A 21,936-nucleotide genomic window follows, 5' to 3' on the forward strand; every position below is an offset into this window, starting at 1 on the left:
AACCATGAGGCGCCCGCCCCGTCTTTTGCGGCGCTCCGGCCTCAGCCCTGCCCGCCCCTGTGATAGGGATGTCCCGACAGGATGGTCGCCGCCCTGTAGAGCTGCTCGGCAAGGAGCATGCGCACGATCTGGTGCGGCCAGGTCGCCGCCCCGAAGGACAGCACCAGTTCCGCCTTCCGCTTCAATTCGGGATCGTGCCCGTCCGGGCCGCCGATTGCAAACTGGATCTCGCGCACCCCGTCGTCGCGCCAGCGGCCGATCATCCGGGCCAGCGCTTCCGAGCCGAGGTTGCGGCCGCCTTCGTCGAGCAGGATGAGCTTCTTGTCGGCCAGCTGGCCCAGCGCCGCGGCGCCTTCTTCCCGGCACCGTTCCGCCGCGCTCTGGCGCCGGCTTTCGGGAATTTCGGCCATGCCCGCGAAATCGAGGCCGAGCGCGGGGCCTGCACGCGCGAAGCGCTCGGCGTAGCGGTCGGCCAATTCCTTCTCGGGGCCGGACTTCATCCGGCCCACGGCAAAGATCGATACCTTCATCGCACGTGCCGGGCTTCAGCCCTCGGTCTCAGTGCAGGGTCTCGTCATCGAGATCGGGCATCTGCCACATCTTCTCGATGTTGTAGAACTCCCTGACCTCGGGCCGGAAGACATGGACGATGATGTCGCCCGAATCGATCAGCACCCAGTCGGCATTCGACAGGCCTTCCACGCGCGGCATGCCGAGGCCGGCATCCTTGATCGCCTTGATCAGATGGTCGGCGACGGCCGCGACATGACGATGCGAACGGCCCGACGCCACCACCATGTGGTCGCCCAGGCTCGATCTGCCCTGAATGTCGATGGAGACGATGTTTTCGGCCTTGGAGTCGTCCAGACTGGCAAGGACGGTTTCGAGGGCGCGGGACGCTTCCGAGCTTATCCCGGCCGGCGAAGGCATATCGGCCTTCTTCTGCAATGCTGTTCTCAGCGTGGTTCCTTTCCTTCAAGAACAGGCGAGCGGCTCAAGCCGCGACACCGAAGATAGGCAGAGTCGCATGGTCGTTTCAAGACGGGCGGGCCCTACAATGCGCGGTTAACTCAAATGAAATCCGGCCTGCCTATGTTCCGCCGGGTAAACGGGAATCTCGCCTCGCGGGTATTCTGCGCCAAAACAAGAAACGATTGCGGGGACCGGGGGGCATAATCTCATGATGCAGGTGGTGAGTTGCATTGCGTATGCGCATGATCCGATGATCGTGCTGCTGGCCGCATTCGTCTGCGTCGCGGGCGGCTTCGTGACGATCGAACTCCTGCGCCGCGCGCGCTCACGGCGCGGGGCCCAGCAGGCGGGCTGGACCTTCCTGGCGGCGGTGGCCGCTGGTTCCGCGGTCTGGTGCACGCATTTCATCGCCATTCTCGCCTATGACAGCCCCGCCCCGGTCGTTTTCGACCCGATCCTCACCTTCCTGTCGCTGGTCATCGTCATCGTCGGCGCGGCGCTCGCCTTCACGCTGGCGCTCGCCCGGCACCTGCTCGTTGTCGGGCTGGGCGGCGTGGTGCTCGGCCTTGCCATCCCGGCCATGCACTACACCGGCATGCTGGCCTACCGCGTCGACGGGCTGGTGACGTGGGACATGAACTATGTCGCCGCCTCTCTGGTGCTCTGCGTGGTGCTCGCCATCGCCGCGCTGGTCTCGCTCGGCCGCGCGCATTCCCTGGTCAGCCTGGCCTTTCTGGCCCTGGCGACTGTCTCGTTGCACTTCACCGGCATGACCGCCGTCTCGATCACGCCTTTCGTCACCGGCGCGACGCTGGCGGATCCGTCGGTGGGCACCGCCATGGCGGTTGCCGTCGCCGGTGTCGCGCTGCTCATCGTGGGCACCGGGGTCACCAGCTTCCTGATCGATTCCAGCGTCTCGCAGGCGCATGTGGTGCGGCTCCGGCACATGGCGCTCAGCGACACGCTGACCGGCCTGCCCAACCGCGCCAGCTTCTCCGACCGGATCCTGCGCGACATCGAGCATGCGCGCCTGGCGCGGCGCCCGCTCGCCATCATCGGGATCGATCTCGACAAGTTCAAGGAGATCAACGATGCCCGCGGCCACGAGGTCGGCGACGCGGTGCTGCGCCAGATCGGCCGCACGCTCGCGGGGCTGATGGATGAGGACGGCTTCGTGGCCCGCATCGGCGGCGACGAATTCGCCGCGCTGAAGCCGTTTGCCGAACGCCGCGAGCTCGAGGAATTCGTGTCCCGCCTGGAGGCGGCCCTTTTTGCCCCCGTCGAGCTGGACGGCTACACGCTGGCGCCCGGCGCCAGCATCGGCATCTCCATCTATCCCGACGACGGCACCAATCCCGACCGGCTGGTGGGCAATGCCGACCTGGCCATGTACCGGGCAAAGACGGACCCCGTGCGCGCCGTCTGCTATTTCGAGGCGGGCATGGACGAGGTCGCCCGCCGGCGGCGCGACCTGGCCGCCGACCTCCGGCTGGCCATCCCGCGCGGCGAGCTGCTCCTGCATTATCAGGTCCAGACCAGCGTCGCTGTTCGTGGCGCCGTCGTGGGCTACGAGGTCCTTTTGAGATGGCGCCATCCGCGCTTCGGGCTCATTCCGCCGGCCGATTTCATCCCGCTTGCCGAGGAAACCGGCCAGATCGTGGAGATCGGCGAATGGGTCCTGCGCGAAGCCAGCCGCGAGGCGGCCAGCTGGGCGGGCGGCGAGAAGATCGCCGTCAACCTGTCCGCCGTCCAGCTTGCCGATCGCGACCTGCCGAACAAGGTTCACGCAATCCTGATCGAGTCCGGCCTGTCGCCCGCCCGCCTCGAGCTCGAGATCACCGAATCCTCGATCATCCGCGACGAGATGCGCGCCATCGACATCCTGCGCCGCCTGCGCTCGCTCGGCATCACCATCGCCATCGACGATTTCGGCACCGGCTATTCCTCGCTTGCCACGCTGCGTTCCTTCCCCTTCGACCGCATCAAGCTCGACCGCTCCTTCATGGGCGAAATCGGCGAGTGCGGCGAGGCGCGCGCCATCATCCGCGCGGTCCTGGCGCTGGGCAAGAGCCTGAAAACACCCGTGCTGGCCGAGGGCGTGGAGACCGAGGAGCAGTTCGCCATTCTCGTCGCCGAGGGCTGCGACGAGGCGCAAGGTTATCTGCTGGGTCGCCCGGGTCCGATGGAAGCGGCGGAACTGGGCCTGCGGCGTACGGCCTGAACCCCCGATTTCACATTTCGGAACGCGCCGTCGTCTCGTCCGTTAGGCGGAACAACCGTCAACGGAGTTTCCTGACATGACCGATATTTCCGGAAAGAAGATCGCCATTCTCGCCACCCATGGCTTCGAGCAGTCCGAGCTCGAAGTGCCGCTGAAGAAGCTCGCCGAGGCCGGTGCCGAGGTCGACGTCGTCTCGCTCGAGGCCGGCGAAATCCGCGGCTGGGACGAGAAGGACTGGGGCAATACCGTCAAGGTCGACCGCACGCTCGACCAGGTCGGCGCCAGCGATTACGACGCGCTCGTCCTGCCGGGCGGCCAGATCAATCCCGACCTTCTGCGCGTGGAGCCCAAGGCCGTCGATTTCGTAAAATCCTTCTGGACCGACAAGAAGGTGATCGGCGCCATCTGCCACGGTCCGTGGCTGCTGGTGGAAGCCGGCATCGTGAAGGGCCGCAACGTCACCTCCTACAAATCCATCAGGACCGACCTCGTCAATGCCGGCGCCAACTGGGAAGACAGCGAGGTCGTCACCGACCAGGGTCTGGTCACCAGCCGCAAGCCGGACGATCTCGACGCCTTCTGCGCGAAGGTCGCCGAGGAGATCGCCGAGGGTCGGCACGAGCGGCGCGCCGCCTGAGGCCGGGACCCATCGCGAAGGCAAGGGGCGGTGCCCGGCACCGTCCCTTCGCTTGCGCGATGCTCCATTTTTCGGCGGATATCGGCGCATTGCCCGGCCTCCGCGCCGCCATTGCCGTTTCTTTCGCCCCGATTCTGGTGCACATTCCAGGGGCCGGGCAAGCCGCTTGAAGTCGGCGCCGGCGGAGGAACGACATGCTGGACTATCTCATCAGTCTCTGCACCACGAATGAGGGGCTGTTCAGTCTCATCGTCGGCTCGGACCTCCTGATCGCGCTCGCCTATTTCTCGATTCCGGTGGCGATGCTGTGGGTCTTCCGCAACCGCAGCGAGGATCTGCCCTATCCCGCTCTGTGGATCGCCTTCGTCCTCTTCATCTTCGCCTGCGGTGCCACCCATCTGATCCATTTCGCCGGCGCGCTGAACAATTCGGCCCTCTTGGAATGGCGGGCCTCGATCCACGTCGTGACCGCGATCGTGTCGGTTGCCACCGCCATCGCGCTCTCGATGGCGCTGCCGAAAATCGCCCTCCTGCCGTCCCCCCAGCGCCAGCAGCGCGAGCTGCGCATCGCGGTGGAGCGCGCGACGCGGGAGAAGGACGCGCTGCTCCTGGAATTGAACCATCGCGTGGGCAATCATCTCGCCATGCTGGGCGCGGCCGTCCGGAAGGAGTTGCGATCGTCGCCGCGGGAAGACCCGGCCTCCTTGCTGCGCGTCCAGGACCTGCTCGAGCAACTCGGCGAGGAGCACCACCGCCTCTCGGAACTCGACTACGACATCCACCACCCCGCCCACGCCTTCACCACCCGCCTGCGTCAGGAGGGCCGGATGGAGGCGGGGTGAGGGGGCACTGTCATTTCCTCCCCGATGTGGGGTGAGGCCCGCCGTAACCCAGCCGAGACGGAGAGGCGCGCGCCAGGCTAGCCCGAACTACCCGCCGCGCAACCGGGTCGACGATTGGGTCGACCGTGGGCCGTGGATGAAGGTCCAGGCGGGCGGGCGCAGGGAGGGCAGGAGCTTCGCGTCGCTCTCGTCCAGACGGAAGCGCTCATAGCTGCGCGCCATCGGCGCGTTCAGGGCCGCCATGCTGGCGCCCGGGCGATCGAGCACGGCGATCGGCACGGTCTCGGCAATCTGGCGCCAGCGCTGCCAGCGGTGGAAGTCGGCCAGGCCGTCGGCCCCCATGATCCAGACGAAACGCACGCCGGGATTGCGCGCCAGGATGATCTCTATCGTGTCGGCCGTGTAGCGCACGGCATGGCGGTGTTCGAAGGCGGTCACGTCGATGCGCGGATGGCGGGCGAGCGCCACGCTCATCTCCACGCGTCTGGCCAGCGAGGCCTCCGATCGCCGCTTCAGCGGGTTGCCCGGCGTCACCATCCACCACAGCCGGTCGAGTCCCAGCCGCTTCAGCGCCGTCTCGGCAATCAGCCGATGCGCCTCGTGGGGCGGGTTGAACGACCCCCCGAACAGGCCCACCGCCATGCCCTTCTCGACATGCGGCATGCGCAGGTAGGGCTGGGGCGGCAGATCCGCGGCGGTTTCGTCGCCTCTCAAGGTCGCGTCTGGCCCGTGCCGTGGACCCGGTACTTGAAGGAGGTCAGCTGTTCCACGCCCACCGGACCGCGGGCGTGCATGCGGCCCGTCGCGATGCCGATCTCGGCACCCATGCCGAACTCGCCGCCATCGGCGAACTGCGTCGAGGCATTGTGCAGGAGGATGGCGGAATCGACCTCGTTGAAGAAGCGGGCGACGGCCATCTCGTCCTCGGCCACGATCGCCTCGGTGTGGCTCGAGGAATAGCGGGCGATGTGGTCGATCGCGCCGCCGACGCCGTCGACGAGGCGGACCGAGAGGATGGCGTCCAGATATTCCGTCGACCAGTCCTCTTCGGCAGCCGGCCTGGCGGCGGGAAAGGCGGCAACGATGTCGGCATCGCCCCTGATCTCGCAGCCGGCCTTGGCCAGCGCCGACAGGATCGGCACCAGATGCGTGGCGGCGGCCGCGCGGTCGACGAGCAGCGTTTCGGTCGCGCCGCAGATGCCGGTGCGCCGCATCTTGGCGTTGACCGCGATCTTCACCGCCATGTCGAGCTCGGCGGAGGCATCGACATAGAGATGGCACAGGCCTTCCAGATGGGCAAAGACCGGCACGCGGGCCTCGGTCTGCACGCGCTCCACCAGGCCGCGCCCGCCGCGCGGCACGATCACGTCCAGATTGCCGGCCAGCCCCTTCAGCATTTCGCCCACGGCCGCCCGGTCGGTCGTCGGCACATACTGGATCGCCTCGGCGGGAAGCCCGGCCTCCTCCAGCCCGCGCGCCAGGCAGGCATGGATGGCGGCCGATGAATGCGCCGAATCCGATCCGCCGCGCAGGATCACGGCATTGCCGGCCTTCAGGCACAGCGCGCCCGCATCGGCCGTCACGTTGGGGCGGCTTTCATAGATCACGCCGATGACGCCCAGCGGCGTGCGCACGCGCTCGATCTTCAGGCCGTTCGGCCGGTCCCAGGCGGCGATCACCGCGCCGACCGGATCGTCCAGCGCGGCGATGGTCTCCACGCCCGCGGCGATCGCCTCGATGCGCTCGCCCGTCAGCTTGAGCCGGTCGAGCATCGCGTCGGAGAGCCCGGCCCTTCGTCCCGCTTCCATGTCCTTTTCGTTGGCGGCGATGATATCGCCGGTAGAGCCACGCAGCGCGCGCGCCATGGCGCCAAGCGCTCTTGTCTTGGTCTCCGGCGGGGTGATGGCGAGCGTGCGGGCTGCGGCGCGCGCCTGCGCGCCCATCGCGTTCATCATTGCGGCGACGTCGTTTGCGTCCGCGACCCTGTCGAGCATCATCTTCACTCCCGCTTCGGCGGTCGCCCGCCGTTGGCCCCTACATAGTCCAGATCGGGGCAATGCCGCAATCGCGGGGCGGTCAGCCACCCGATTCGCGCCGGCGGTACCAGGCAAACAGCGCGGGCGCGAAGAACATCACCGCCACCACGCGCACGATGTGGTGGACGGCCACGAAGGAAATCTCGATGTTCAGTGCCAGCGCCACCAGGTTCATCTCGACCAGGCCGCCCGGCGAATAGGCGAGCAGGATGGCGGGAAAACTATGCGGGCTGATGGCCGCCAGGGTCAGGGCGAAGACCAGCGTCAGCGCCAGGATGATGATCGTGGCGCCGATCGACAGCAGCAGGATGTGGCCGACCTCGCGCACGGTCCCGCCGGCGAAGCGGCATCCCACGATGGTGCCCAGGATGAGCTGGGCCAGGACGATGAGCTCGGCCGGGGTCTCGAAATCGCTGAGACCCGTGGCGTGGATCAGCGCGCTGGCCACCATGGGCCCGAGAAAGGGCGCGGCGGGCAGGCGGAGCACCTTGCCGATGAGAATGCCGCCGGCCGCGCAGCCGATCAGCCAGACCCAGCTTGTCAGCGAGGTCTCGGCGATGCCGGGCACGTCGCTGCCCACCGAGACGGTGTCGACGGGATAACCGAACAGCGCCAGCAGCGGCGGGATGGAGAGCACCACGAAGAAGATGCGCGCGGCGTGGCTGAGGCCGATCCTGCGGCCGTCGCCGCCCATGGCGGTGCCGGTCAGGAGCATCTCCGAGAGGCCGCCCGGCATGGCGGAGAAATAGGCCGTCGTGCGGTCGAAGCCGCCGACCCTGATCAGGAAGACTACCGCGGCGCCGCCGGCGATCGCCACGAAAAGGAGGAGGCCGGCCAGCGTCAGCGGCCAGGTCTGCGCGTCGGCGATGACGTCGGGGGTGAAGCCGGAGCCCAGCAGCACGCCGAGGATCGAGACGGTCGGCCCGCGCAGCGGTTCGGGCCCCGCGACCGGCGCGCCCATAATAGCGCACACCATGGTGAAGGTCATCGCCCCCAACATCCACGCCAACGGAATTTCAAGCAGAATGAACACCCATCCACCGAGCGCGCCGATGGCCAGGGCAAGCGCGTAGCGACCCAGGATCAGCACCGGGATGCGGCCTTGCCGCCTGTGACAGAGGGATCGGAAGATAAGGTCATGCGTTTCATGCTGGCCTGCTTATAGGGCCGGGCGTTTCGACAGCACAAGCGGCAGCTTGGAAAGGCTGCCATTCGAAAGGACAGGGAATGACATTCTCCATCGTGGCCAAATGCGAGCGGACGGGCCAGTTTGGCGTCGGCGCGATGACGGCGATGCCGGCCGTGGGCAAATTCCTGACCCATGCCTGGCCGCGGACTGGCGCCGTCGCAACGCAGGCGCTCGTCAATCCCTATCTCGGTATCGATGGGATCGCGGAACTCCGCGACGGTCTTGACGCCCGCCAGGTGGTCGACAGGCTCAAGCAGGACGACCCTGAAATCGAGAGGCGGCAGTTCGCCGTGATCGACCGCATGGGGGGTGTCGCCGCGCATACGGGCACGGAGTGCCTGTCCTGGGCGGGCCATCGCCCCGGCAAAGGCTATTGCGTTCTCGGCAACCGGCTCGAGGGTGAACACGTGCTGGACGCGCTCGAAGAAACGCTGCTTGCCACGTCTGAACTCCGGCTTGCCGACCGCCTCGTCGACGCGCTGGCGGCCGGCTATGTTGCAGGCGGCGACAAGAAGAGGGAACGCTCGGCCACGATCTTTGTTGTCGACGGCGAGGAATACCCGCTTTGGGATGTTCGCATCGACGAGCATGATGACCCGGTGGCCGAATTGCGCCGGGTCCATGCGATCTTCGGTCGCGATCTCTATCCGCACATCCTGGAGATGCCGAAGCGATCAGACGGCTGAGTCCTTCAGCGCGCTCGGCGCATGCCCCGCTATCTTCGCAGCAGGAAGACCGCCTGCTGTCCGAAGAGATTCCAGAACCACCAGGGCATCGAGAGCGCGATCTCATGTCCGGTACCGTCGAGCGCAATCGCCTTCTCGACGGTCGCGCCGACTTCGTCGCAGAGCAGCATGAAGTCGCGGATGGTGCAGAAATGGATGTTGGGGGTGTCGTACCAGGAATATGGCAGATCACGGGTCACGGGCATCCGGCCGCGAAACAACAGCGAAAGACGCAGGCGCGCATGACCGAAATTGGGGAATGACACGACCACCTTGTCGCCGATTCGAAGCAACTCCTCGAGAACCGTCTTCGGATTGCGCGTCGCCTGGATCGTCTGCGACAGGATCACGTAGTCAAAGCCACGATCCGGATAGTAACGCAGATCGTGGTCCGCATCGCCCTGGATGACGGAGAGGCCGCGTGCCACGCAGCGATTGACGCCTTCCTGCGAGATCTCGATGCCGCGACCGTCGACCTGACGGTCATCCCGCAGCAATTCGAGCAGTTCGCCTTCTCCGCAGCCAACGTCCAGCACGCGGGCGCGGGGCGCGATCATGTCGGCAATAAGCTGGAAATCGACGCGTGAGCCGGTGCCGTTCATGCTTCCAGTATCCCTCGGTCACGCGCCGCCGCTGTGATGAAGCCGCGCACCGCACCATGGAACTCCGGTTCGTCGAGCAGGAACGCATCGTGCCCCTTGTCGGTCTCAATCTCGACGAAGGAAACGGACGCACCGGCTGCGTTCAGCGCGTGGACGACCCGCCGGCTCTCTTCTGTCGGGAAGAGCCAGTCCGAAGTGAACGAAATCAGGCAGAAACGCGTGGTCGTGCCCCGGAAAGCCTCGGCCAGTCGCCCGCCATGATCGGCAGCGAGGTCGAAATAATCCATTGCCCGCGTCATGTAGAGGTAGGAGTTGGCGTCAAAACGGTCGACGAATGTCATGCCCTGGTGGCGCAGGTAGCTCTCGATCTGAAAATCGGCGTCGAAGCCGAAGGTCAGGCGCTCGCGATCCTGCAGGTTGCGGCCGAACTTGCGGTGCAGCGCAGCCTCGGAAAGATAGGTTATGTGGGCGGCCATGCGCGCGACGGCCAGCCCTTTTTCGGGGCGCTTGCCTGCTTCGAGATAACGTCCTGCGCACCACTCGGGATCGGCCATGACAGCTTGCCTACCCACTTCGTGAAAAGCGATGTTCTGCGAGGTGTGGCGCGCCCCTGTGGCGATCGGCAGAGCCGAAAAGACCCGCTCGGGGTAGCTAGCGGCCCATTCCAGTACCTGCATGCCGCCCATCGAGCCGCCGATCACGCAAAAAAGGCGGTCGATGCCCAGATGGTCGATCACCATGGCTTGCGCACGCACCATGTCGCGGATGGTGATGACCGGGAGATCCAGACCGTACGGGCGACCGGTCGACGGGTTGGTCGAAGCGGGGCCGGTAGATCCCAGGCACCCGCCAACGACGTTCGTGCAGATGACAAAAAAGCGGTTCGTGTCGACGATCTTGCCCGGCCCGATGAGGGCGTCCCACCAGCCCGGCTTGCCGGTCACAGGATGCGTATTGGCGACGTGCTGGTCGCCCGTCAGCGCATGGCAGACGAGGACGGCATTGGAGTGGGCATCGTTGAGTTCGCCATAGGTCTGGTATGCGATCTGGAAGGGGGCCAGATCGATGCCTGCCTCGAGCTTCAGCGGTTCGTCCGGTCCGAAGCGAATGACAAGGCTCGATGGATCGCTCGCCTGCTCATGTGATTGCGGGGCCGTCTTGACCGCCATCGACCTACTCCAACGGGCCGATCGGGTCCGAAAAGACAAAAGACCGGCTTGCTCAGCGCAACGCCGGTCCCGGACATCAATCGGTCCTTTAGCGACTTGTTTAACGTGGCTGCAAGCCGACCGGCCAAATCACCACGGGTGAAGCCCGCTTTTACGCCGCGACCCACTTTGCGTCAACGGCCAAGGATGCTAGAGCATTTCGCCCTTCGCCGAACCCCATCTCGACAGGAATTTCGCCATGAACGAGCTGCTCCGTCCTGCCCCGCGTCCCGGTGTGATGGAGATCGCGGCCTATGTTCCGGGCGGTCATGGCGAGCCTGGCCGCAAGAGCGTGAAGCTTTCCTCCAACGAGAGTCCCCTTGGCGCTTCGCCGGCAGCCATCGAAGCCGCTCGCAACGAGCTGGACCACATGGAGTTCTATCCCGATGGGGCTTCCAATGCCCTGCGTGCGGCGATCGCCGAGGTGCACGGCCTGAATCCCTCCAACATCCTCTGCTCGAACGGTTCGGACGAGCTTCTCGGCCTGCTCGCGCATACCTATCTGCAGCCGGGCGACGAGGCGATCTTCACCGAGCACGGGTTCCTCGTCTACCGCATCCAGACGCTGGCTGCCGGAGGCAAGCCTGTCGTGGTCAAGGAAACGGACCTTCACGCCGACGTCGATGCCATTCTCGCAGCGGTTACCGATCGCACCCGCATCGTCTTCCTCGCCAACCCGAACAATCCGACCGGTACCTATCTGCCGTTCGGCGAGGTGCGCCGCCTTCAGGCTGGCCTGCCGGCGAACGTGCTTCTGGTCATCGATGCCGCCTATGCCGAATATGTGCGTCGCAACGACTATGAATCGGGCATCGAACTCGTCTCGCAGGCCCAGAATGTCGTGATGACGCGAACCTTCTCGAAGATACACGGGCTTGCGGCGCTGCGCATCGGCTGGATCTATGCACCGGCTCACGTCATCGACGTCCTCGACCGCGTGCGTGGTCCCTTCAACGTGAATTCCATGGCGATCGCGGCAGGTGCCGCGGCTATTCGCGACCGCGGGCATGTCGACAAGGCGGTGGCGCACAACGAGCAGTGGCTGCCCTGGCTGACCGGGGAATTCACGAAGCTTGGCCTCACCGTCACGCCAAGCGTCGGGAACTTCCTTCTGATCCATTTCCCCGACGGCGATCCGGCGCGCGCCGCCGACGCCGCCGACCGCCATCTGCAGCAGGCCGGCTACGTCCTGCGCCGTGTCGCCGGCTACGGGTTTCCCAATGCCCTGCGCATGACCATCGGCTCCGAGGAGGCGAATCGCGGCGTCGTGGCCGCCCTTTCGGATTTCCTGAAGGCCTGAGCATGTCGGTTCATTTCAAGCGCATCGCGCTGGTCGGCATCGGCCTGATCGGTTCGTCGCTCGCCCATGCCATCAGACAGAATGGCCTGGCCGAGCATGTCGCGATCTCTACCCGAAGCCGCACGACGCTCGAACGGGCGCGGCAACTGGGCCTTGGCGACAGTTATTTCGAAGACCCCGGCGACGCCGTCCGCGACGCCGATCTGGTGGTGATCTCCGTGCCTGTCGGTTCGTCCGGCGCCGTGGCCCAGCAGATCGCCGGCAGTCTGAAACCCGGCGCCATCCTCTCCGATGTCGGGTCCACCAAATCGTCGGTGATTGCCCAAATGGAGCCGCATCTGCCGGCCGACATCCATTTCATACCGGGCCACCCGATCGCGGGTACCGAGCACTCGGGCCCAGATGCCGGCTTCGCCGAGCTGTTCCAGGGCCGCTGGTGCATCCTCACCCCGCTGCCGGATACCGATACGGGTAAACTCGAGGCGCTGTCAGAATTCTGGCGCGCTTGCGGGTCGAAGGTGGACATCATGGACCCCGCGCACCACGACATGGTGCTGGCCATCGTGTCCCACCTGCCGCACATCATCGCCTACAACATCGTCGGGACGGCCGACGATCTCGAGGCGGTGACCAAGTCCGAAGTGATCAAGTACTCGGCATCGGGTTTTCGCGACTTCACCCGTCTGGCGGCTTCCGACCCCACCATGTGGCGCGACGTGTGCCTGCACAACAAGGATGCGATACTCGAGATGCTGTCCCGCTTCTCCGAAGACCTTTCTGCCTTGCAGAGGGCCATTCGCTGGGGCGACGGCGAAAAGCTCTTCGATCTCTTCACCCGCACACGTGAAGTGCGCCGCTCCATCATTGAGGCAGGCCAAGAGATCGACGCGCCGGACTTCGGTCGTCACGTCGTGAAGAAGTAGCGCTTCCCCCGTTCGATTGTGCCAATGGCAGCGTGGCGTTGCCACGTCGCGGCGCCCGTCCTACACTTGTTTTGCCAAGTGTAGGATTTTGTTGGCGAATTTCAATCGGGAGGGGAACTTGATCAGGAAGACAATCGGAGCGAGCGCGCTTGCGCTCGTCATCGCTGCCATGTCGCCGGCTAACGCGTTCGCGGAGGACGAGCCCGTTACCCTGCGGTTCTCACACTTCACGCCGCCCATGCATCCCTTGCATGTCGGCGGCATCGTGCCGTGGGCGGAAGCCATCCACGAGGCGTCTGGTGGCTCGATCACGGTGGAGATCTATCCAGGCCAGCAGCTCGGACAGGCCGGCGACCACTATGACATGGCCCGCGACGGGATCGCAGATTTCGCGCTGGTCAATGCGGGCTATCATCCCGGCCGGTTCCCCATCATTGCCACGGGTGAGCAGCCCTTCATGGTGGCAAACGCGCGGGGCGGCTCGGTCGCGCTCGATGCCTGGTACCGCGCCTACGCCGAGGAGGAGATGGCGGACACGCGGCTCTGCCTCGCTCATCACCATCCGCCCGGCACGTTCCACTCGAAGGTGCCGATCCGACATCCGGACGATGTCCGCGGCATGAACGTCCGTCCTGCCAACGCCACGATGGCGGCTTTCGTGAGCGCCCTGGGCGGACAGGTGTTCCAGGTGTCCGCTCCAGAGGCGCGTGACGCGCTCGAACGCGGCATCGCGGATGCTCTGACCTTCCCCTGGCACTCGGTCCTCGTCTTTGGTCTGGACAATGCCGTGCACTACCATCTGGAGATTCCGCTTTATGCCACGACCTTCGTCTGGGCCATGAATCGCGACAGCTACGACCGGCTGTCAGAGGCCCAGAAGGCGGTGATCGACGCGCATTGCTCCAACGACTGGGTGGAACGCGTGGCGGGCGGCTGGCAAGACGCCGAAGACGAGAGCCGCGCGCAGATCGCTGGACGCGAGGGGCACGAGGTCATCGTGCCCAGCGAAGATGACGTCCAGGCCTGGCGGGATGCTGCCGCGGAACTCGAAGAACGGTGGGCCGAGGCGGTGCGTGGGGCCGGCAAGGATCCCGACGAGGTTCGAGCGGCGCTTATCGCCGAGCTGGAGAAGCGCGACTCCGCCTATTGATGCATCTGGCCGCGTCCGCTTGTATCGGCGGGCGCGGCATGCCATTTGACAGCTGCCTCTCTGCCGCCTCAGAAAGCCGGCTGATGGCGCTCCCTATTGCGTGGCGACGTCCAGGATGATGCGCTTTTCGACAAATGCTCGACCATCGAGGCCGCTTGCGGCCTTGCTGTCGCTCATTCTTGTCCTGTCGGCATGGCTGCACGCGGGCCCCACCCACGCCCGCGCCCTGCCGGCTGACCTTCTGGTCCTTGTCGAGAGCGGCGACCAGGGTCTCTTGGTGCTGCCGCGCGAGTCGCTGGAACAGCGCTCCCGGGAGGATGACGGTGCCACAGCCGGTCCGCCTTGGGCCTGGCTCGAAACGTCGGCGATCGTCCATCTTTCTTCCCCAATCGGCGTCCCTCTGCCCGTCGCACATGCGGTCCCGTCGCGGCCCTGGCGCCCGGCGACCAACCCGGCGGCACCCAGGGCGCCGCCCCATCCGCTTCCCTCGTGACCGGGGCGGGCCTGTCCCGCTCCCTTACCGGACGCAAAGCTGTGCCGCCCGACCATCCGTGGCGGCTGGCTGCGCGTGTCCCACGCCTTGTCCAGGGAGCACCACAGATGGACAAACAAGAAAGCAAATGGACCTACCTGACCGGGTGGGCATCCATCGCCGTGATCATCCTCGTGATGTACGCGGCGTCCAAGTATTTCGGGTTCTGATCCCACAGGCTCAACCGGACGGTTCGGCTTCTGCCGGGCCGTCTGTTGGTCCTGCACGCCCTATTCGAGGGGCGGGATTTCGCCAAGGGCCAGGAAACCCAGTCGGGCGTTGCCCCGCGTGATGACCAGTGGCAGGGTTGGTTCGTCGCCCATCGCGGCAAGGCCGGTAAAGGCGGCCTGGATCTGGCTGGCGAAATCCGGAAAGACCTCTCTCAAGGTGGCGGCCAGGGCGGCGGGGTTCTGCACGGTGATATCGAGCCTGGCATCGATCAGACCGTCCGCGCCGATTTCGAAGGGCCCGGAAAGGCGGGCGCCTCCGTCGTCGGCGAGCGTCACAGTCAGCGTCCGCAGTGTGCCCGACACTCCGCGCAAGCCATTCATCACGGACGGCAGGCCGCCGGCTGCGCCGTCTATCGCCAGATCCGCCAGACCGCGCATGGGTGGAAGCCTGTTGCCTCCCGTTGCCGAAGGATCGGTGCGCAGACCTGCGAACCGGACGGCCAGATCAAGGTCCGGGCCGTTCGGCCGCATGTGGAATTCCGCGCTGTCCATCGCGACCAGTGCCGCGCTCTCGGTCGGATCGGAATCGAGATCGGCGCGCAGGTCCAGCACCTCGACGGACAGCAGGTCCGGGATCGGCTCCGCCAGGCGCGCGCTGGCGCGCAGGCTCGACCAGTTCACATCGAGAGCATTGATGCCGGGGAACTCCACGAGGGCTGGTCCGTCGAGCTCCGCCACGATGCGTTGCGGTGCATAGACCTGGGCGGCCGAGCGAAAACCGCGTGCCTGGAAGCCGATGCCGGCCCGGGCATCCTCGTAGAGGATCGATCGACAGAACACTCCCATGCGGAAGGGAAAGCCGCGAATCTCTTGCTGCTCGCAATTGGCGCGCCGGCCGCCTCGGTTGACGTCGGCGATGGTGCCCGTCACTTCCGCCTGCACGCGCTCGGCGACGTAGTGCCAGCCGGCGACATAGGCCGCGATCATGACGGCGATCGCCAGCGCCAGCCAAATCATGCGATGGCCGAATCGACGGGGCTTCTGTGAGTCGCTTGACGCCATGGTGGCGGGCTCGCTAACCGTTCGTGCTCTGCCGGGCGTCCTCACCCGGCGCAAATCACTCTGGTGGGCATATGGGCGATTTTTGGGTGTTTGGCTACGGGTCGTTGATGTGGCGGCCGGGCTTCGCTCATGTCGAGACCCAGAGAGCGCGGCTTTTCGGGTATCGCCGGGCGCTCTGCGTGACGTCGCATGTTCACCGCGGCAGCGTGGAGAAACCCGGGCTGGTGCTGGGCCTCGACAAGGGCGGATCCTGCGTCGGGCTGGCCTTCCGGGTGCCGGGGGACCTGAAGCAGGAGGTCATGGCCTATCTGCGCGAACGCGAGCTCGTGACCAATGTCTACGAAGAGAGGCAGCTCACGGTTCGCCTGCGATCGGGAGCAGATGTCGCGGCGGTGGGCTACGTGGTCGACCGGGAGCACCATCAGTATGCCGGGCATCTCAGCGCCGAGGAAGCCGCGATGCGGATCGCCGGTGCGGTAGGGCGCTCGGGCCCCAACGAGGAGTATGTGATCAACACGGTCGCCCATCTCGAGGCGATGCGCATCCGCGATCACTGGCTGGAGCGGGTCGCGGCGCTTATTGCGCCGCAACGGTCTCCCGCGGGAGGCTGACACCCAGCTCGGCCAGCCGCTTGCGGGCGGTCTCGGGCAGTGGCGGCGGGTTTGGGCCCGTGGCCGCCTCGATGAGCAGCTGGTCGGTCGCAGCCTCCATTTCCGCCACCAGGCGGGCGTGAAATGCGTCCTTGGACAGTCCTGCCTCGATGGGCTTGAGGAAGCGGGCGTGAATGGTGCCGGGATAACGAAAGAACTTCCGCCGCGGCCAGTAGAGGCCGGCGACATGGACAACGGGGACGACAGGCACGTTCAACCCGGCATAGAGTTCTGCGATGCCCCATTTGTAGGCCGGCTCCGCGCCGGGGGGGCGCCGCGTGCCTTCGGGATAGATGATGAGCTGGCGGCCTTCCGCCATCCGTTCGCGCCCGATCGCCATCGCCTGCTTCAGGGCCTTCGAACGGCTGGCCCGATCAATGGCGATCATGCGCATCTTCATCAGATACCAGCCGAAGAGCGGAATCCAGGTCAGTTCGCGCTTGAGGATGTAAACGGGATCGTCGAGATAGGGATAGAAGGCGAGCGTGTCCCACAATGACTGGTGCTTGGGCGCCAGGATGAAGGAGCCCTTGGGCAGGTTCTCCAGCCCTTCTATGCGGCTTTCCGTGCCCGCGATGACTTTCTGCAGCCAGAGATTGGAGCGGCCCCAGTTCTTCGCGACCCACCAGGCCTTCTTGCGCGGTGACAGGAAGTAGACCGGCGTGAAGACGATCATCTGAACGATGGTGTTGAGATAGAACGCGATGTTGAAGAGAAGGGAGCGTATCGAGAGCATGCGTTTTCCGTCTTCAAGCGGGAGAATGATCGCCGGCGGATGGTTCGATACAGCTATATCGCCGAAAGACAAGGCTGATCTTCAAGGGGCCCTATTCCGGCATCGCGTCGGAGATCGTGGCGAGGTGCGCGCGAATCGCTCCTGCGCTGACAAAGCCGCGCGCGAAGGATCCGATGAGCTTGAGGTATTCGGTGAACAGCACCCGCAATGCGGTCGGCTGGCGCAGCCATTCGGCACCGTTCAGCCTTCCGGTAACGACCGGATAGGGCTGGAGGTTGAGCTCACCCAAATAGCGTCGCATCTCCATGAGGCTGCGCGGCATGTGATAGTTGTTGGTGACCAGTATGACGCTGGCGAAGGCGTGCTCCGTGACCCAGCGGGCGCTTTCCTCGGCATTGCCGATCGTGTCGAGCGCGGCATGATCAATGTCGACGCAGCAGGCGAACAACTCGCGGTCTCCGCCCGTCGCGCGGCGTAAATCTTCTACGCGCGCCATCGGGTTGACGCCACTGATGAGCAGCCGCTGTCCCTTGCCGGCCTTCAGCAATTCCACGCCTGTCTCTACGCGGGCGCTGCCGCCGGTCAGCACGATGATCGCGTCCGCAGGGCTTGGGTCGGCCGGCGTTTCCAGATTGCCCACATGGGTCGCGAACAGCAGAAATCCGGCCCCCAGCATGACAACGCAGAAGGACGTGAAGAAAAATATGAGGCGCAGGATGACGGTTGCACGGCCGGGACGAGCGGCGTCCAACGTCGCCGCGCCGGCCATGTCAGGTCCGTGCGTGTCCTGTCCCTTCATGCTGTCGCTGATAGACCTGAATTGCGGCAATGAATAGGAGCTTTGCGCTCACCCTCCATCCGTATGGCGTGCTTCAAGGTCGCCGAGGAAGGTGACCACGGTGAAATGGGAGGTGATGGCGGTCAGTCCCGCCACCAGAAGCACGACGAGGCCGACCCCGAGATAGCCGGCGGCCCCTATCGCAAAGGAACCAAAAAGGGCGGTCGCCTGATCGGCCTCCGGCGTCGCGAGATTGCGAGAGGCCCACCATGAAAACAGGATGAAGACCAGAATGGCCAATGCCCCGCCGGCGGCTGCGCCCTGCATGCCGGTGACGAGAAAATGCCGCCTGAACTGGGCCGCGATGAAACGTGCCTCGGCGCCCACGAAATGCAGCACCTCGATGATGTGGCCGTTGCCCGCCATGGCGCCGCGCGTGGCAAAGATGACGGTCAGAACGGTCGCCGTCAGCATCAGCAGGAGGGCCGCGAGGCCAAAGGTGACGGTTGTGCGCGCCATCGCGACCAGCCGGTCCACCCAGGTACGGTGGTCGTCCAGGATCGCGGTCGGAACGGTCTCGACCAGCGCCTGGCGCATGGCGACGAAGTCCGGCGGCGAAGAGGTGTCGATGGTTACGACGATGAGGCGCGGGACCGGCAGTTCGTCGATGTCGAGATCCGGTCCGAGCCAGGGTTCGAGCAGGCGCTGCGTGGCCGCGCGGTCGACAATGGAGGCCTGCCGCACGCCGGCGAAACTCGCGGAGACCGAACGTGCGTCTTCCAGCGCAGCTTCCATGTCGAGCCCCTCGGCGGGTTTCACCTGGACTGTCGCCTCGCGCGCGATCTCCGTCTGCCAGGCAGTGGCGGTGTCGCGCACGAGTGTCACGGCGCCCAGCGTCAGGCACGACAGGAATGTCATGATCGCAATGACCAGGATGAGGGCGCGCCCCGCGATGCTTTGAGGAGGCACAATCGGCGCGGACCTGCGCACGCGCCGGCTGCCGTCCATCGCGGCTTTCGGACCGGTCCGCTGGACAGGGGCGGCCTCAGTCATGGATATCGAGCCTCCCCTCCGCCAGCACCATACGTCTGGCATCGACCTGGTCCATGAGCGTCAGATCGTGGGTGGCGATGACGACGGCGGTGCCCAGCCGGTTCAGTTCGATAAAAAGGCGCAGCAGCCGGCGCGCGAGCGGCGGATCGACATTGCCGGTCGGTTCGTCGGCGAGGAGAATCTCCGGCTGCTCGATCAGGGCGCGGGCGATCGCCGCGCGCTGTTTCTCGCCGCCCGAAAGCACAGGCGGCAGAACGTGCATGCGTTCGCCCAGCCCAACCCATTTGAGGAGATCGACGACATCACCGCGATAATTCGCCTCGTCGCGCCCGCGCACCCGCAAGGGCAGCGCCACGTTTTCATAGGTCGTCATATGGTCGAGAAGGCGGAAATCCTGAAAGACCACGCCGATGCGACGGCGCAAAAGCGGCAGTTCGCGCCGGGTGACGCGCGCGCGGTCCTTGCCGAAGACGGTGATCAGCCCACGCGTTGGGCGCAAGGAGAGAAACAGCAGGCGCAACAGCGTCGTCTTGCCCGCACCGGAGGGCCCGGTCAGGAACTGGAAGGAGCGCTCCGGGATGTGGAAGGAGATGTCCCGCAGGATCTCCGGCCCCATCCCGTATCTCAGCCCGACATTTTCGAAGCGAATCAACGGGAGACCTGCTCTGGCGCGGTTGCCGGCGTGCCGACCTTGGTCCGGCATGGTTAACCAGCGGTTAAGATGGCTGGTGCATCCTCGCGCGCATTCGGATGGCGCATGTGCCCGCGCCGAATCGCGCTTGCCAAGGATATGCACCAGAATGGCCGCTGAGGACAATCGACGCTCCGTTTCCGGCGAGATCATGACGGTCATCGCAACGCCGCCCTTCTGGCCGAAGCCGTCCGCAATCGTGGAGGCGGAATACGAGACCTTTACGCCGACGGGCGGCCGCAACCCTGAGATGTCGCCGCCCTCTGCAGCCGTTCCGCGCGGCATGACCATGCTGCGCAGCGTCGGCGGTCGTGTCGGGCGCGCGGCACGCGGTGGACCTGTCTTCTGGGGCGCGGGGTTGATGTTGGTGGCTGTCGCCTTCTGGATATCTGGCGGCCATACGCTTATCGACAGGGTCGGACCGATCGTGACGGGCACCCCGAAACAACCGCTCATCATCGAGAAGGCCACGCACAGGGTCGAGGCGCGGGGCGCTCGCGCGGTGCTGATCGTGGAAGGGGCCACGACGAATCGCGGCGTGGAGCGACGTTCCGTTCCCCCCATCGCCATCGCGATTACCGACAGCGGGGGTTTGACGAGCCGGCATTTTCTGGGGACAAACGGCACGCTTCTGGCGCCGGGCCAGAGCATCGCCTTTTCCAGCCGGGTGGAGGCGCCTAGCAACGGGGTGAAGTCCGTCACCGTAACCTTCCGCGAGGAATGAGCCGATGCCCGTCGTCAGAGGCAAGGAAATCGAAGTTCTCTTCAGTGCGTCGGCGATCGCCCGGCGCAATCTCGAACTCGCCAAGGAAATCAGCGAGCGCGAATATGACGACCTTCTCGTCATCTCCGTGCTCAAGGGCTCCTTCATCTTCGCCGCGGACCTGATCCGGGCCATGCATGATGGCGGGCTGTCGCCGGAGGTCGAGTTCATCTTCATTTCCAGCTATGGGGCGGGAACGACGAGCGGCGAGGTCAAGGTTCTTCGCGACATCGACAATGACGTGAAAGGGCGCGACGTGCTCCTGATCGACGACATCCTGGAATCGGGAAAGACATTGACCTTTACCCGAGACCTCATGCTGTCGCGCGGCGCCAAGAGCGTGTCGATCGCGGTGTTGCTCGACAAGCGCATGCGGCGCCAGAGCGACAGTGCCATCGATGCCGATTTCGTCGGCTTCGAGTGCCCGGATTATTTCGTCGTTGGATATGGCATGGACGTGGCCCATGCCTTTCGAGAGCTGCCATTTGTCGGCGTGGTCAAGGGAGACGTGTAATGGCGAGGATTCTCGTTGTCGAAGACGATGATTCGGTGCGCCTGTTCACGCAACGCGCGCTGAGCGCCGATGGCCATGCGGTCGATGTGGCGACGGACGGAGACGAAGGTCTGGAGCGCGTGTCCAATGCCGCCTCCCCCTATGACCTCATTCTGTCCGACATCCGCATGCCGGTCATGGACGGTATCGAGATGGCAGGACGGGTCGCGGATATCAGCCCCGCCACCCCGATCCTGCTGATGACCGGCTATGCCGAACAGCGCGAACGCGCAGCCGAGCTTTCTGGCATCGTTCGAGGCGTGGTCGACAAGCCCTTCACGCTTCCCGAGATCCGTTCGCGCGTGTGCTCGCTCCTGGGCTGAGGTTCCCGGCGTTTCGGGTCGTCGCCCCCTGCGGTGCGAGCACCGGCACGAACACGCGACGCGAGGCGCGTGCGGCCACGGGCAGCCCCTGATAGAGGCGTTTTTGCGCTTCCACGACGATCACGCCGGCGAAGATGGGCCAGAAACGGCGACCGGTGCGCTCAAGGAGGGCGTGAAGCTTCATGATCCAGCCTGTCTCGGACGGCGGAAAATGCAGCGCGTCCGTCCAGGCGCCGGGGGTGAAGTTGGTCTCGCGCAACAGTGCGGTGATCTGGCCACGGGAAAAAGGCCGACCGGTGCCAAAAGGCGTGTGCTCGAAGCGAGCCCACATGCCCCGCCGGTTGGGCACCACGATGACCAGCCGGCCGCCGGGGGCCAGAACCCGCCACAGTTCCATCAGCATCTCGCGCGGGTTCTCCGCATGTTCGAGCGCGTGAACCAGGAGCACGCGGTCGATAGATGCATCGACGAGAGGCAGTTCCTCCTCGAAGACGAGAGCGGCGGAAGACGGCCCCTTGAGAGGCCACCGCGTCGCACCCTGTCCTGCAGGCATGAACGCGAGCGAACGCTCGGCATCGGCAGCGAAGCGGTCGAGCCAAGGCAGGGTGAATCCCAGGCCGATGAGCCTTTCCTCGGGCATCTCGGCCCAGACGGAAGCGAGTGCCATGGCGATGGAACGGTCGGCCAGCCGCCCCAGTGTCGAGGCGTAGAAAGACTTCAGATCGACGATGTCGTTCTTCATGGCCGACAGCATTAGCCCTGCCTCGATCCCATCGCAAGAAAAGCGACGGGATGACAAGCGGGTGCGTGCGCCCTATCG

25 protein-coding genes and 1 riboswitch are annotated in these 21,936 nt (G+C 65.5%); of the genes, 12 read left to right on the top strand and 13 right to left on the bottom strand.

What is annotated here, in order from left to right; translation table 11 throughout:
• Window positions 1–41: 41 nt before the first annotated feature.
• Complete coding sequence (rlmH, locus tag GRZ55_RS02150; protein WP_169285230.1) at window positions 42–530, bottom strand: 23S rRNA (pseudouridine(1915)-N(3))-methyltransferase RlmH; 489 nt, start codon at window positions 528–530, stop codon at window positions 42–44.
• A gap of 28 nt (window positions 531–558) precedes the next feature.
• Window positions 559–930, bottom strand: a complete 372-nt coding sequence (rsfS, locus tag GRZ55_RS02155; protein WP_169285231.1) for a ribosome silencing factor — start codon at window positions 928–930, stop codon at window positions 559–561.
• A 262-nt stretch (window positions 931–1,192) separates the two neighbouring features.
• Between rsfS and GRZ55_RS02160 the strand changes: the two genes are divergently transcribed.
• The 3 genes from GRZ55_RS02160 to GRZ55_RS02170 all read left to right on the top strand — a co-directional run bounded on the left by GRZ55_RS02160 (window position 1,193) and on the right by GRZ55_RS02170 (window position 4,672).
• A complete protein-coding gene (locus tag GRZ55_RS02160) occupies window positions 1,193–3,193 on the top strand; it encodes an EAL domain-containing protein (protein ID WP_169285232.1) in 2,001 nt (666 codons plus the stop codon).
• A gap of 76 nt (window positions 3,194–3,269) precedes the next feature.
• Window positions 3,270–3,830 carry a type 1 glutamine amidotransferase domain-containing protein gene (locus GRZ55_RS02165; RefSeq protein ID WP_169285233.1) on the top strand — a complete coding sequence of 187 codons (561 nt, stop codon included), beginning with the start codon at window positions 3,270–3,272 and terminating at the stop codon, window positions 3,828–3,830.
• Between the two features lie 194 nt (window positions 3,831–4,024).
• On the top strand, window positions 4,025–4,672 hold the full coding sequence (locus GRZ55_RS02170; protein ID WP_169285234.1) for a hypothetical protein: 648 nt from the start codon (window positions 4,025–4,027) through the stop codon (window positions 4,670–4,672).
• Window positions 4,673–4,759: 87 nt separating this feature from the next.
• Here the strand turns inward: GRZ55_RS02170 and GRZ55_RS02175 are convergent, their stop codons facing one another.
• From GRZ55_RS02175 to GRZ55_RS02185, 3 genes are all read right to left on the bottom strand, one after another.
• A complete protein-coding gene (locus GRZ55_RS02175) occupies window positions 4,760–5,335 on the bottom strand; it encodes a nicotinate-nucleotide adenylyltransferase (protein WP_169285561.1) in 576 nt (191 codons plus the stop codon).
• 47 nt (window positions 5,336–5,382) lie between these two features.
• Complete coding sequence (locus GRZ55_RS02180) at window positions 5,383–6,666, bottom strand: glutamate-5-semialdehyde dehydrogenase (protein ID WP_169285562.1); 1,284 nt, start codon at window positions 6,664–6,666, stop codon at window positions 5,383–5,385.
• An 82-nt stretch (window positions 6,667–6,748) separates the two neighbouring features.
• The gene (locus GRZ55_RS02185; RefSeq protein WP_169285235.1) at window positions 6,749–7,798 is read right to left on the bottom strand and encodes an AbrB family transcriptional regulator; all 1,050 of its coding nucleotides are present in this window, start codon (window positions 7,796–7,798) and stop codon (window positions 6,749–6,751) included.
• 137 nt (window positions 7,799–7,935) lie between these two features.
• Between GRZ55_RS02185 and GRZ55_RS02190 the strand changes: the two genes are divergently transcribed.
• A complete protein-coding gene (locus GRZ55_RS02190; RefSeq protein WP_169285236.1) occupies window positions 7,936–8,583 on the top strand; it encodes a DUF1028 domain-containing protein in 648 nt (215 codons plus the stop codon).
• 29 nt (window positions 8,584–8,612) lie between these two features.
• Here GRZ55_RS02190 and metW read toward each other — a convergent pair whose 3' ends face one another.
• Both metW and GRZ55_RS02200 read right to left on the bottom strand, forming a co-directional pair.
• Window positions 8,613–9,224: a methionine biosynthesis protein MetW gene (metW, locus tag GRZ55_RS02195; RefSeq protein WP_169285237.1), complete on the bottom strand. Its 612-nt coding sequence runs from the start codon at window positions 9,222–9,224 to the stop codon at window positions 8,613–8,615.
• Window positions 9,221–10,393, bottom strand: a complete 1,173-nt coding sequence (locus GRZ55_RS02200; RefSeq protein ID WP_169285238.1) for a homoserine O-acetyltransferase — start codon at window positions 10,391–10,393, stop codon at window positions 9,221–9,223. Before GRZ55_RS02200 ends, metW begins: the two co-directional genes overlap by 4 nt.
• A 68-nt stretch (window positions 10,394–10,461) precedes the next feature.
• Window positions 10,462–10,539, bottom strand: a riboswitch (SAM riboswitch).
• A gap of 92 nt (window positions 10,540–10,631) precedes the next feature.
• On the opposite strand from GRZ55_RS02200, the gene hisC reads away from it, so the two are divergent.
• The 4 genes from hisC to GRZ55_RS02220 all read left to right on the top strand — a co-directional run bounded on the left by hisC (window position 10,632) and on the right by GRZ55_RS02220 (window position 14,298).
• Window positions 10,632–11,732 (top strand): histidinol-phosphate transaminase, encoded by a 1,101-nt coding sequence (hisC, locus tag GRZ55_RS02205; protein ID WP_169285239.1) that lies wholly within the window; start codon window positions 10,632–10,634, stop codon window positions 11,730–11,732.
• A gap of 2 nt (window positions 11,733–11,734) precedes the next feature.
• Window positions 11,735–12,655, top strand: coding sequence for a prephenate/arogenate dehydrogenase family protein (locus GRZ55_RS02210; protein WP_169285240.1), 921 nt, complete (start codon window positions 11,735–11,737; stop codon window positions 12,653–12,655).
• A 118-nt stretch (window positions 12,656–12,773) separates the two neighbouring features.
• On the top strand, window positions 12,774–13,805 hold the full coding sequence (locus GRZ55_RS02215; RefSeq protein ID WP_210257179.1) for a TRAP transporter substrate-binding protein: 1,032 nt from the start codon (window positions 12,774–12,776) through the stop codon (window positions 13,803–13,805).
• Between the two features lie 163 nt (window positions 13,806–13,968).
• On the top strand, window positions 13,969–14,298 hold the full coding sequence (locus GRZ55_RS02220; protein ID WP_169285241.1) for a hypothetical protein: 330 nt from the start codon (window positions 13,969–13,971) through the stop codon (window positions 14,296–14,298).
• A 269-nt stretch (window positions 14,299–14,567) separates the two neighbouring features.
• On the opposite strand, the gene GRZ55_RS02225 is transcribed toward GRZ55_RS02220, so the two are convergent.
• Window positions 14,568–15,524 carry a DUF2125 domain-containing protein gene (locus tag GRZ55_RS02225; protein WP_169285242.1) on the bottom strand — a complete coding sequence of 319 codons (957 nt, stop codon included), beginning with the start codon at window positions 15,522–15,524 and terminating at the stop codon, window positions 14,568–14,570.
• Between the two features lie 116 nt (window positions 15,525–15,640).
• On the opposite strand from GRZ55_RS02225, the gene GRZ55_RS02230 reads away from it, so the two are divergent.
• Window positions 15,641–16,180 (top strand): gamma-glutamylcyclotransferase, encoded by a 540-nt coding sequence (locus GRZ55_RS02230; RefSeq protein ID WP_169285243.1) that lies wholly within the window; start codon window positions 15,641–15,643, stop codon window positions 16,178–16,180.
• Here the strand turns inward: GRZ55_RS02230 and GRZ55_RS02235 are convergent.
• The 4 genes from GRZ55_RS02235 to ftsE form a co-directional block, all read right to left on the bottom strand.
• Window positions 16,146–16,955, bottom strand: a complete 810-nt coding sequence (locus GRZ55_RS02235) for a 1-acyl-sn-glycerol-3-phosphate acyltransferase (RefSeq protein ID WP_169285244.1) — start codon at window positions 16,953–16,955, stop codon at window positions 16,146–16,148. The two genes, GRZ55_RS02230 and GRZ55_RS02235, sit on opposite strands and share 35 nt — an antisense overlap.
• A gap of 91 nt (window positions 16,956–17,046) precedes the next feature.
• Window positions 17,047–17,631 (bottom strand): YdcF family protein, encoded by a 585-nt coding sequence (locus GRZ55_RS02240; protein ID WP_246734494.1) that lies wholly within the window; start codon window positions 17,629–17,631, stop codon window positions 17,047–17,049.
• A 171-nt stretch (window positions 17,632–17,802) separates the two neighbouring features.
• Window positions 17,803–18,741 (bottom strand): ABC transporter permease, encoded by a 939-nt coding sequence (locus tag GRZ55_RS02245; RefSeq protein WP_246734495.1) that lies wholly within the window; start codon window positions 18,739–18,741, stop codon window positions 17,803–17,805.
• A 37-nt stretch (window positions 18,742–18,778) separates the two neighbouring features.
• A complete protein-coding gene (gene ftsE / locus GRZ55_RS02250) occupies window positions 18,779–19,438 on the bottom strand; it encodes a cell division ATP-binding protein FtsE (RefSeq protein WP_169285247.1) in 660 nt (219 codons plus the stop codon).
• Window positions 19,439–19,586: 148 nt separating this feature from the next.
• Between ftsE and GRZ55_RS02255 the strand changes: the two genes are divergently transcribed.
• From GRZ55_RS02255 to GRZ55_RS02265, 3 genes are read left to right on the top strand one after another with little or no spacing between them, the layout of a single operon-like run.
• Window positions 19,587–20,201 (top strand): hypothetical protein, encoded by a 615-nt coding sequence (locus GRZ55_RS02255; RefSeq protein ID WP_169285248.1) that lies wholly within the window; start codon window positions 19,587–19,589, stop codon window positions 20,199–20,201.
• Between the two features lie 4 nt (window positions 20,202–20,205).
• Window positions 20,206–20,754 carry a hypoxanthine phosphoribosyltransferase gene (gene hpt, locus GRZ55_RS02260; RefSeq protein WP_169285249.1) on the top strand — a complete coding sequence of 183 codons (549 nt, stop codon included), beginning with the start codon at window positions 20,206–20,208 and terminating at the stop codon, window positions 20,752–20,754.
• A complete protein-coding gene (locus GRZ55_RS02265) occupies window positions 20,754–21,116 on the top strand; it encodes a response regulator (protein WP_169285250.1) in 363 nt (120 codons plus the stop codon). The genes hpt and GRZ55_RS02265 overlap by 1 nt, the downstream gene beginning before the upstream one ends.
• On the opposite strand, the gene GRZ55_RS02270 is transcribed toward GRZ55_RS02265, so the two are convergent.
• Window positions 21,070–21,858, bottom strand: coding sequence for a methyltransferase domain-containing protein (locus GRZ55_RS02270; RefSeq protein ID WP_169285251.1), 789 nt, complete (start codon window positions 21,856–21,858; stop codon window positions 21,070–21,072). The two genes, GRZ55_RS02265 and GRZ55_RS02270, sit on opposite strands and share 47 nt — an antisense overlap.
• Window positions 21,859–21,936: the final 78 nt, after the last annotated feature.

This window comes from Chelativorans sp. ZYF759 (assembly GCF_012911015.1).
Taxonomy (GTDB): domain Bacteria; phylum Pseudomonadota; class Alphaproteobacteria; order Rhizobiales; family Rhizobiaceae; genus ZYF759.

Excerpts from the sequence above, each read along its gene's own strand:
- GRZ55_RS02225 (WP_169285242.1), bottom strand. The coding sequence starts at position 15,524 with ATGATTTGGCTGGCGCTGGCGATCGCCGTCATGATCGCGGCCTATGTC.
- GRZ55_RS02165 (WP_169285233.1), top strand. The coding sequence starts at position 3,270 with ATGACCGATATTTCCGGAAAGAAGATCGCCATTCTCGCCACCCATGGC.
- GRZ55_RS02255 (WP_169285248.1), top strand. The coding sequence starts at position 19,587 with ATGGCCGCTGAGGACAATCGACGCTCCGTTTCCGGCGAGATCATGACG.
- GRZ55_RS02245 (WP_246734495.1), bottom strand. The coding sequence starts at position 18,741 with ATGGACGGCAGCCGGCGCGTGCGCAGGTCCGCGCCGATTGTGCCTCCT.
- GRZ55_RS02175 (WP_169285561.1), bottom strand. The coding sequence starts at position 5,335 with ATGCCGCATGTCGAGAAGGGCATGGCGGTGGGCCTGTTCGGGGGGTCG.
- GRZ55_RS02240 (WP_246734494.1), bottom strand. The coding sequence starts at position 17,631 with ATGCTGGGGGCCGGATTTCTGCTGTTCGCGACCCATGTGGGCAATCTG.
- metW (WP_169285237.1), bottom strand. The coding sequence starts at position 9,224 with ATGAACGGCACCGGCTCACGCGTCGATTTCCAGCTTATTGCCGACATG.
- GRZ55_RS02265 (WP_169285250.1), top strand. The coding sequence starts at position 20,754 with ATGGCGAGGATTCTCGTTGTCGAAGACGATGATTCGGTGCGCCTGTTC.
- GRZ55_RS02200 (WP_169285238.1), bottom strand. The coding sequence starts at position 10,393 with ATGGCGGTCAAGACGGCCCCGCAATCACATGAGCAGGCGAGCGATCCA.
- GRZ55_RS02230 (WP_169285243.1), top strand. The coding sequence starts at position 15,641 with ATGGGCGATTTTTGGGTGTTTGGCTACGGGTCGTTGATGTGGCGGCCG.
- GRZ55_RS02235 (WP_169285244.1), bottom strand. The coding sequence starts at position 16,955 with ATGCTCTCGATACGCTCCCTTCTCTTCAACATCGCGTTCTATCTCAAC.
- GRZ55_RS02210 (WP_169285240.1), top strand. The coding sequence starts at position 11,735 with ATGTCGGTTCATTTCAAGCGCATCGCGCTGGTCGGCATCGGCCTGATC.
- rsfS (WP_169285231.1), bottom strand. The coding sequence starts at position 930 with ATGCCTTCGCCGGCCGGGATAAGCTCGGAAGCGTCCCGCGCCCTCGAA.
- hpt (WP_169285249.1), top strand. The coding sequence starts at position 20,206 with ATGCCCGTCGTCAGAGGCAAGGAAATCGAAGTTCTCTTCAGTGCGTCG.
- GRZ55_RS02190 (WP_169285236.1), top strand. The coding sequence starts at position 7,936 with ATGACATTCTCCATCGTGGCCAAATGCGAGCGGACGGGCCAGTTTGGC.
- GRZ55_RS02270 (WP_169285251.1), bottom strand. The coding sequence starts at position 21,858 with ATGAAGAACGACATCGTCGATCTGAAGTCTTTCTACGCCTCGACACTG.
- hisC (WP_169285239.1), top strand. The coding sequence starts at position 10,632 with ATGAACGAGCTGCTCCGTCCTGCCCCGCGTCCCGGTGTGATGGAGATC.
- GRZ55_RS02180 (WP_169285562.1), bottom strand. The coding sequence starts at position 6,666 with ATGCTCGACAGGGTCGCGGACGCAAACGACGTCGCCGCAATGATGAAC.
- rlmH (WP_169285230.1), bottom strand. The coding sequence starts at position 530 with ATGAAGGTATCGATCTTTGCCGTGGGCCGGATGAAGTCCGGCCCCGAG.
- GRZ55_RS02170 (WP_169285234.1), top strand. The coding sequence starts at position 4,025 with ATGCTGGACTATCTCATCAGTCTCTGCACCACGAATGAGGGGCTGTTC.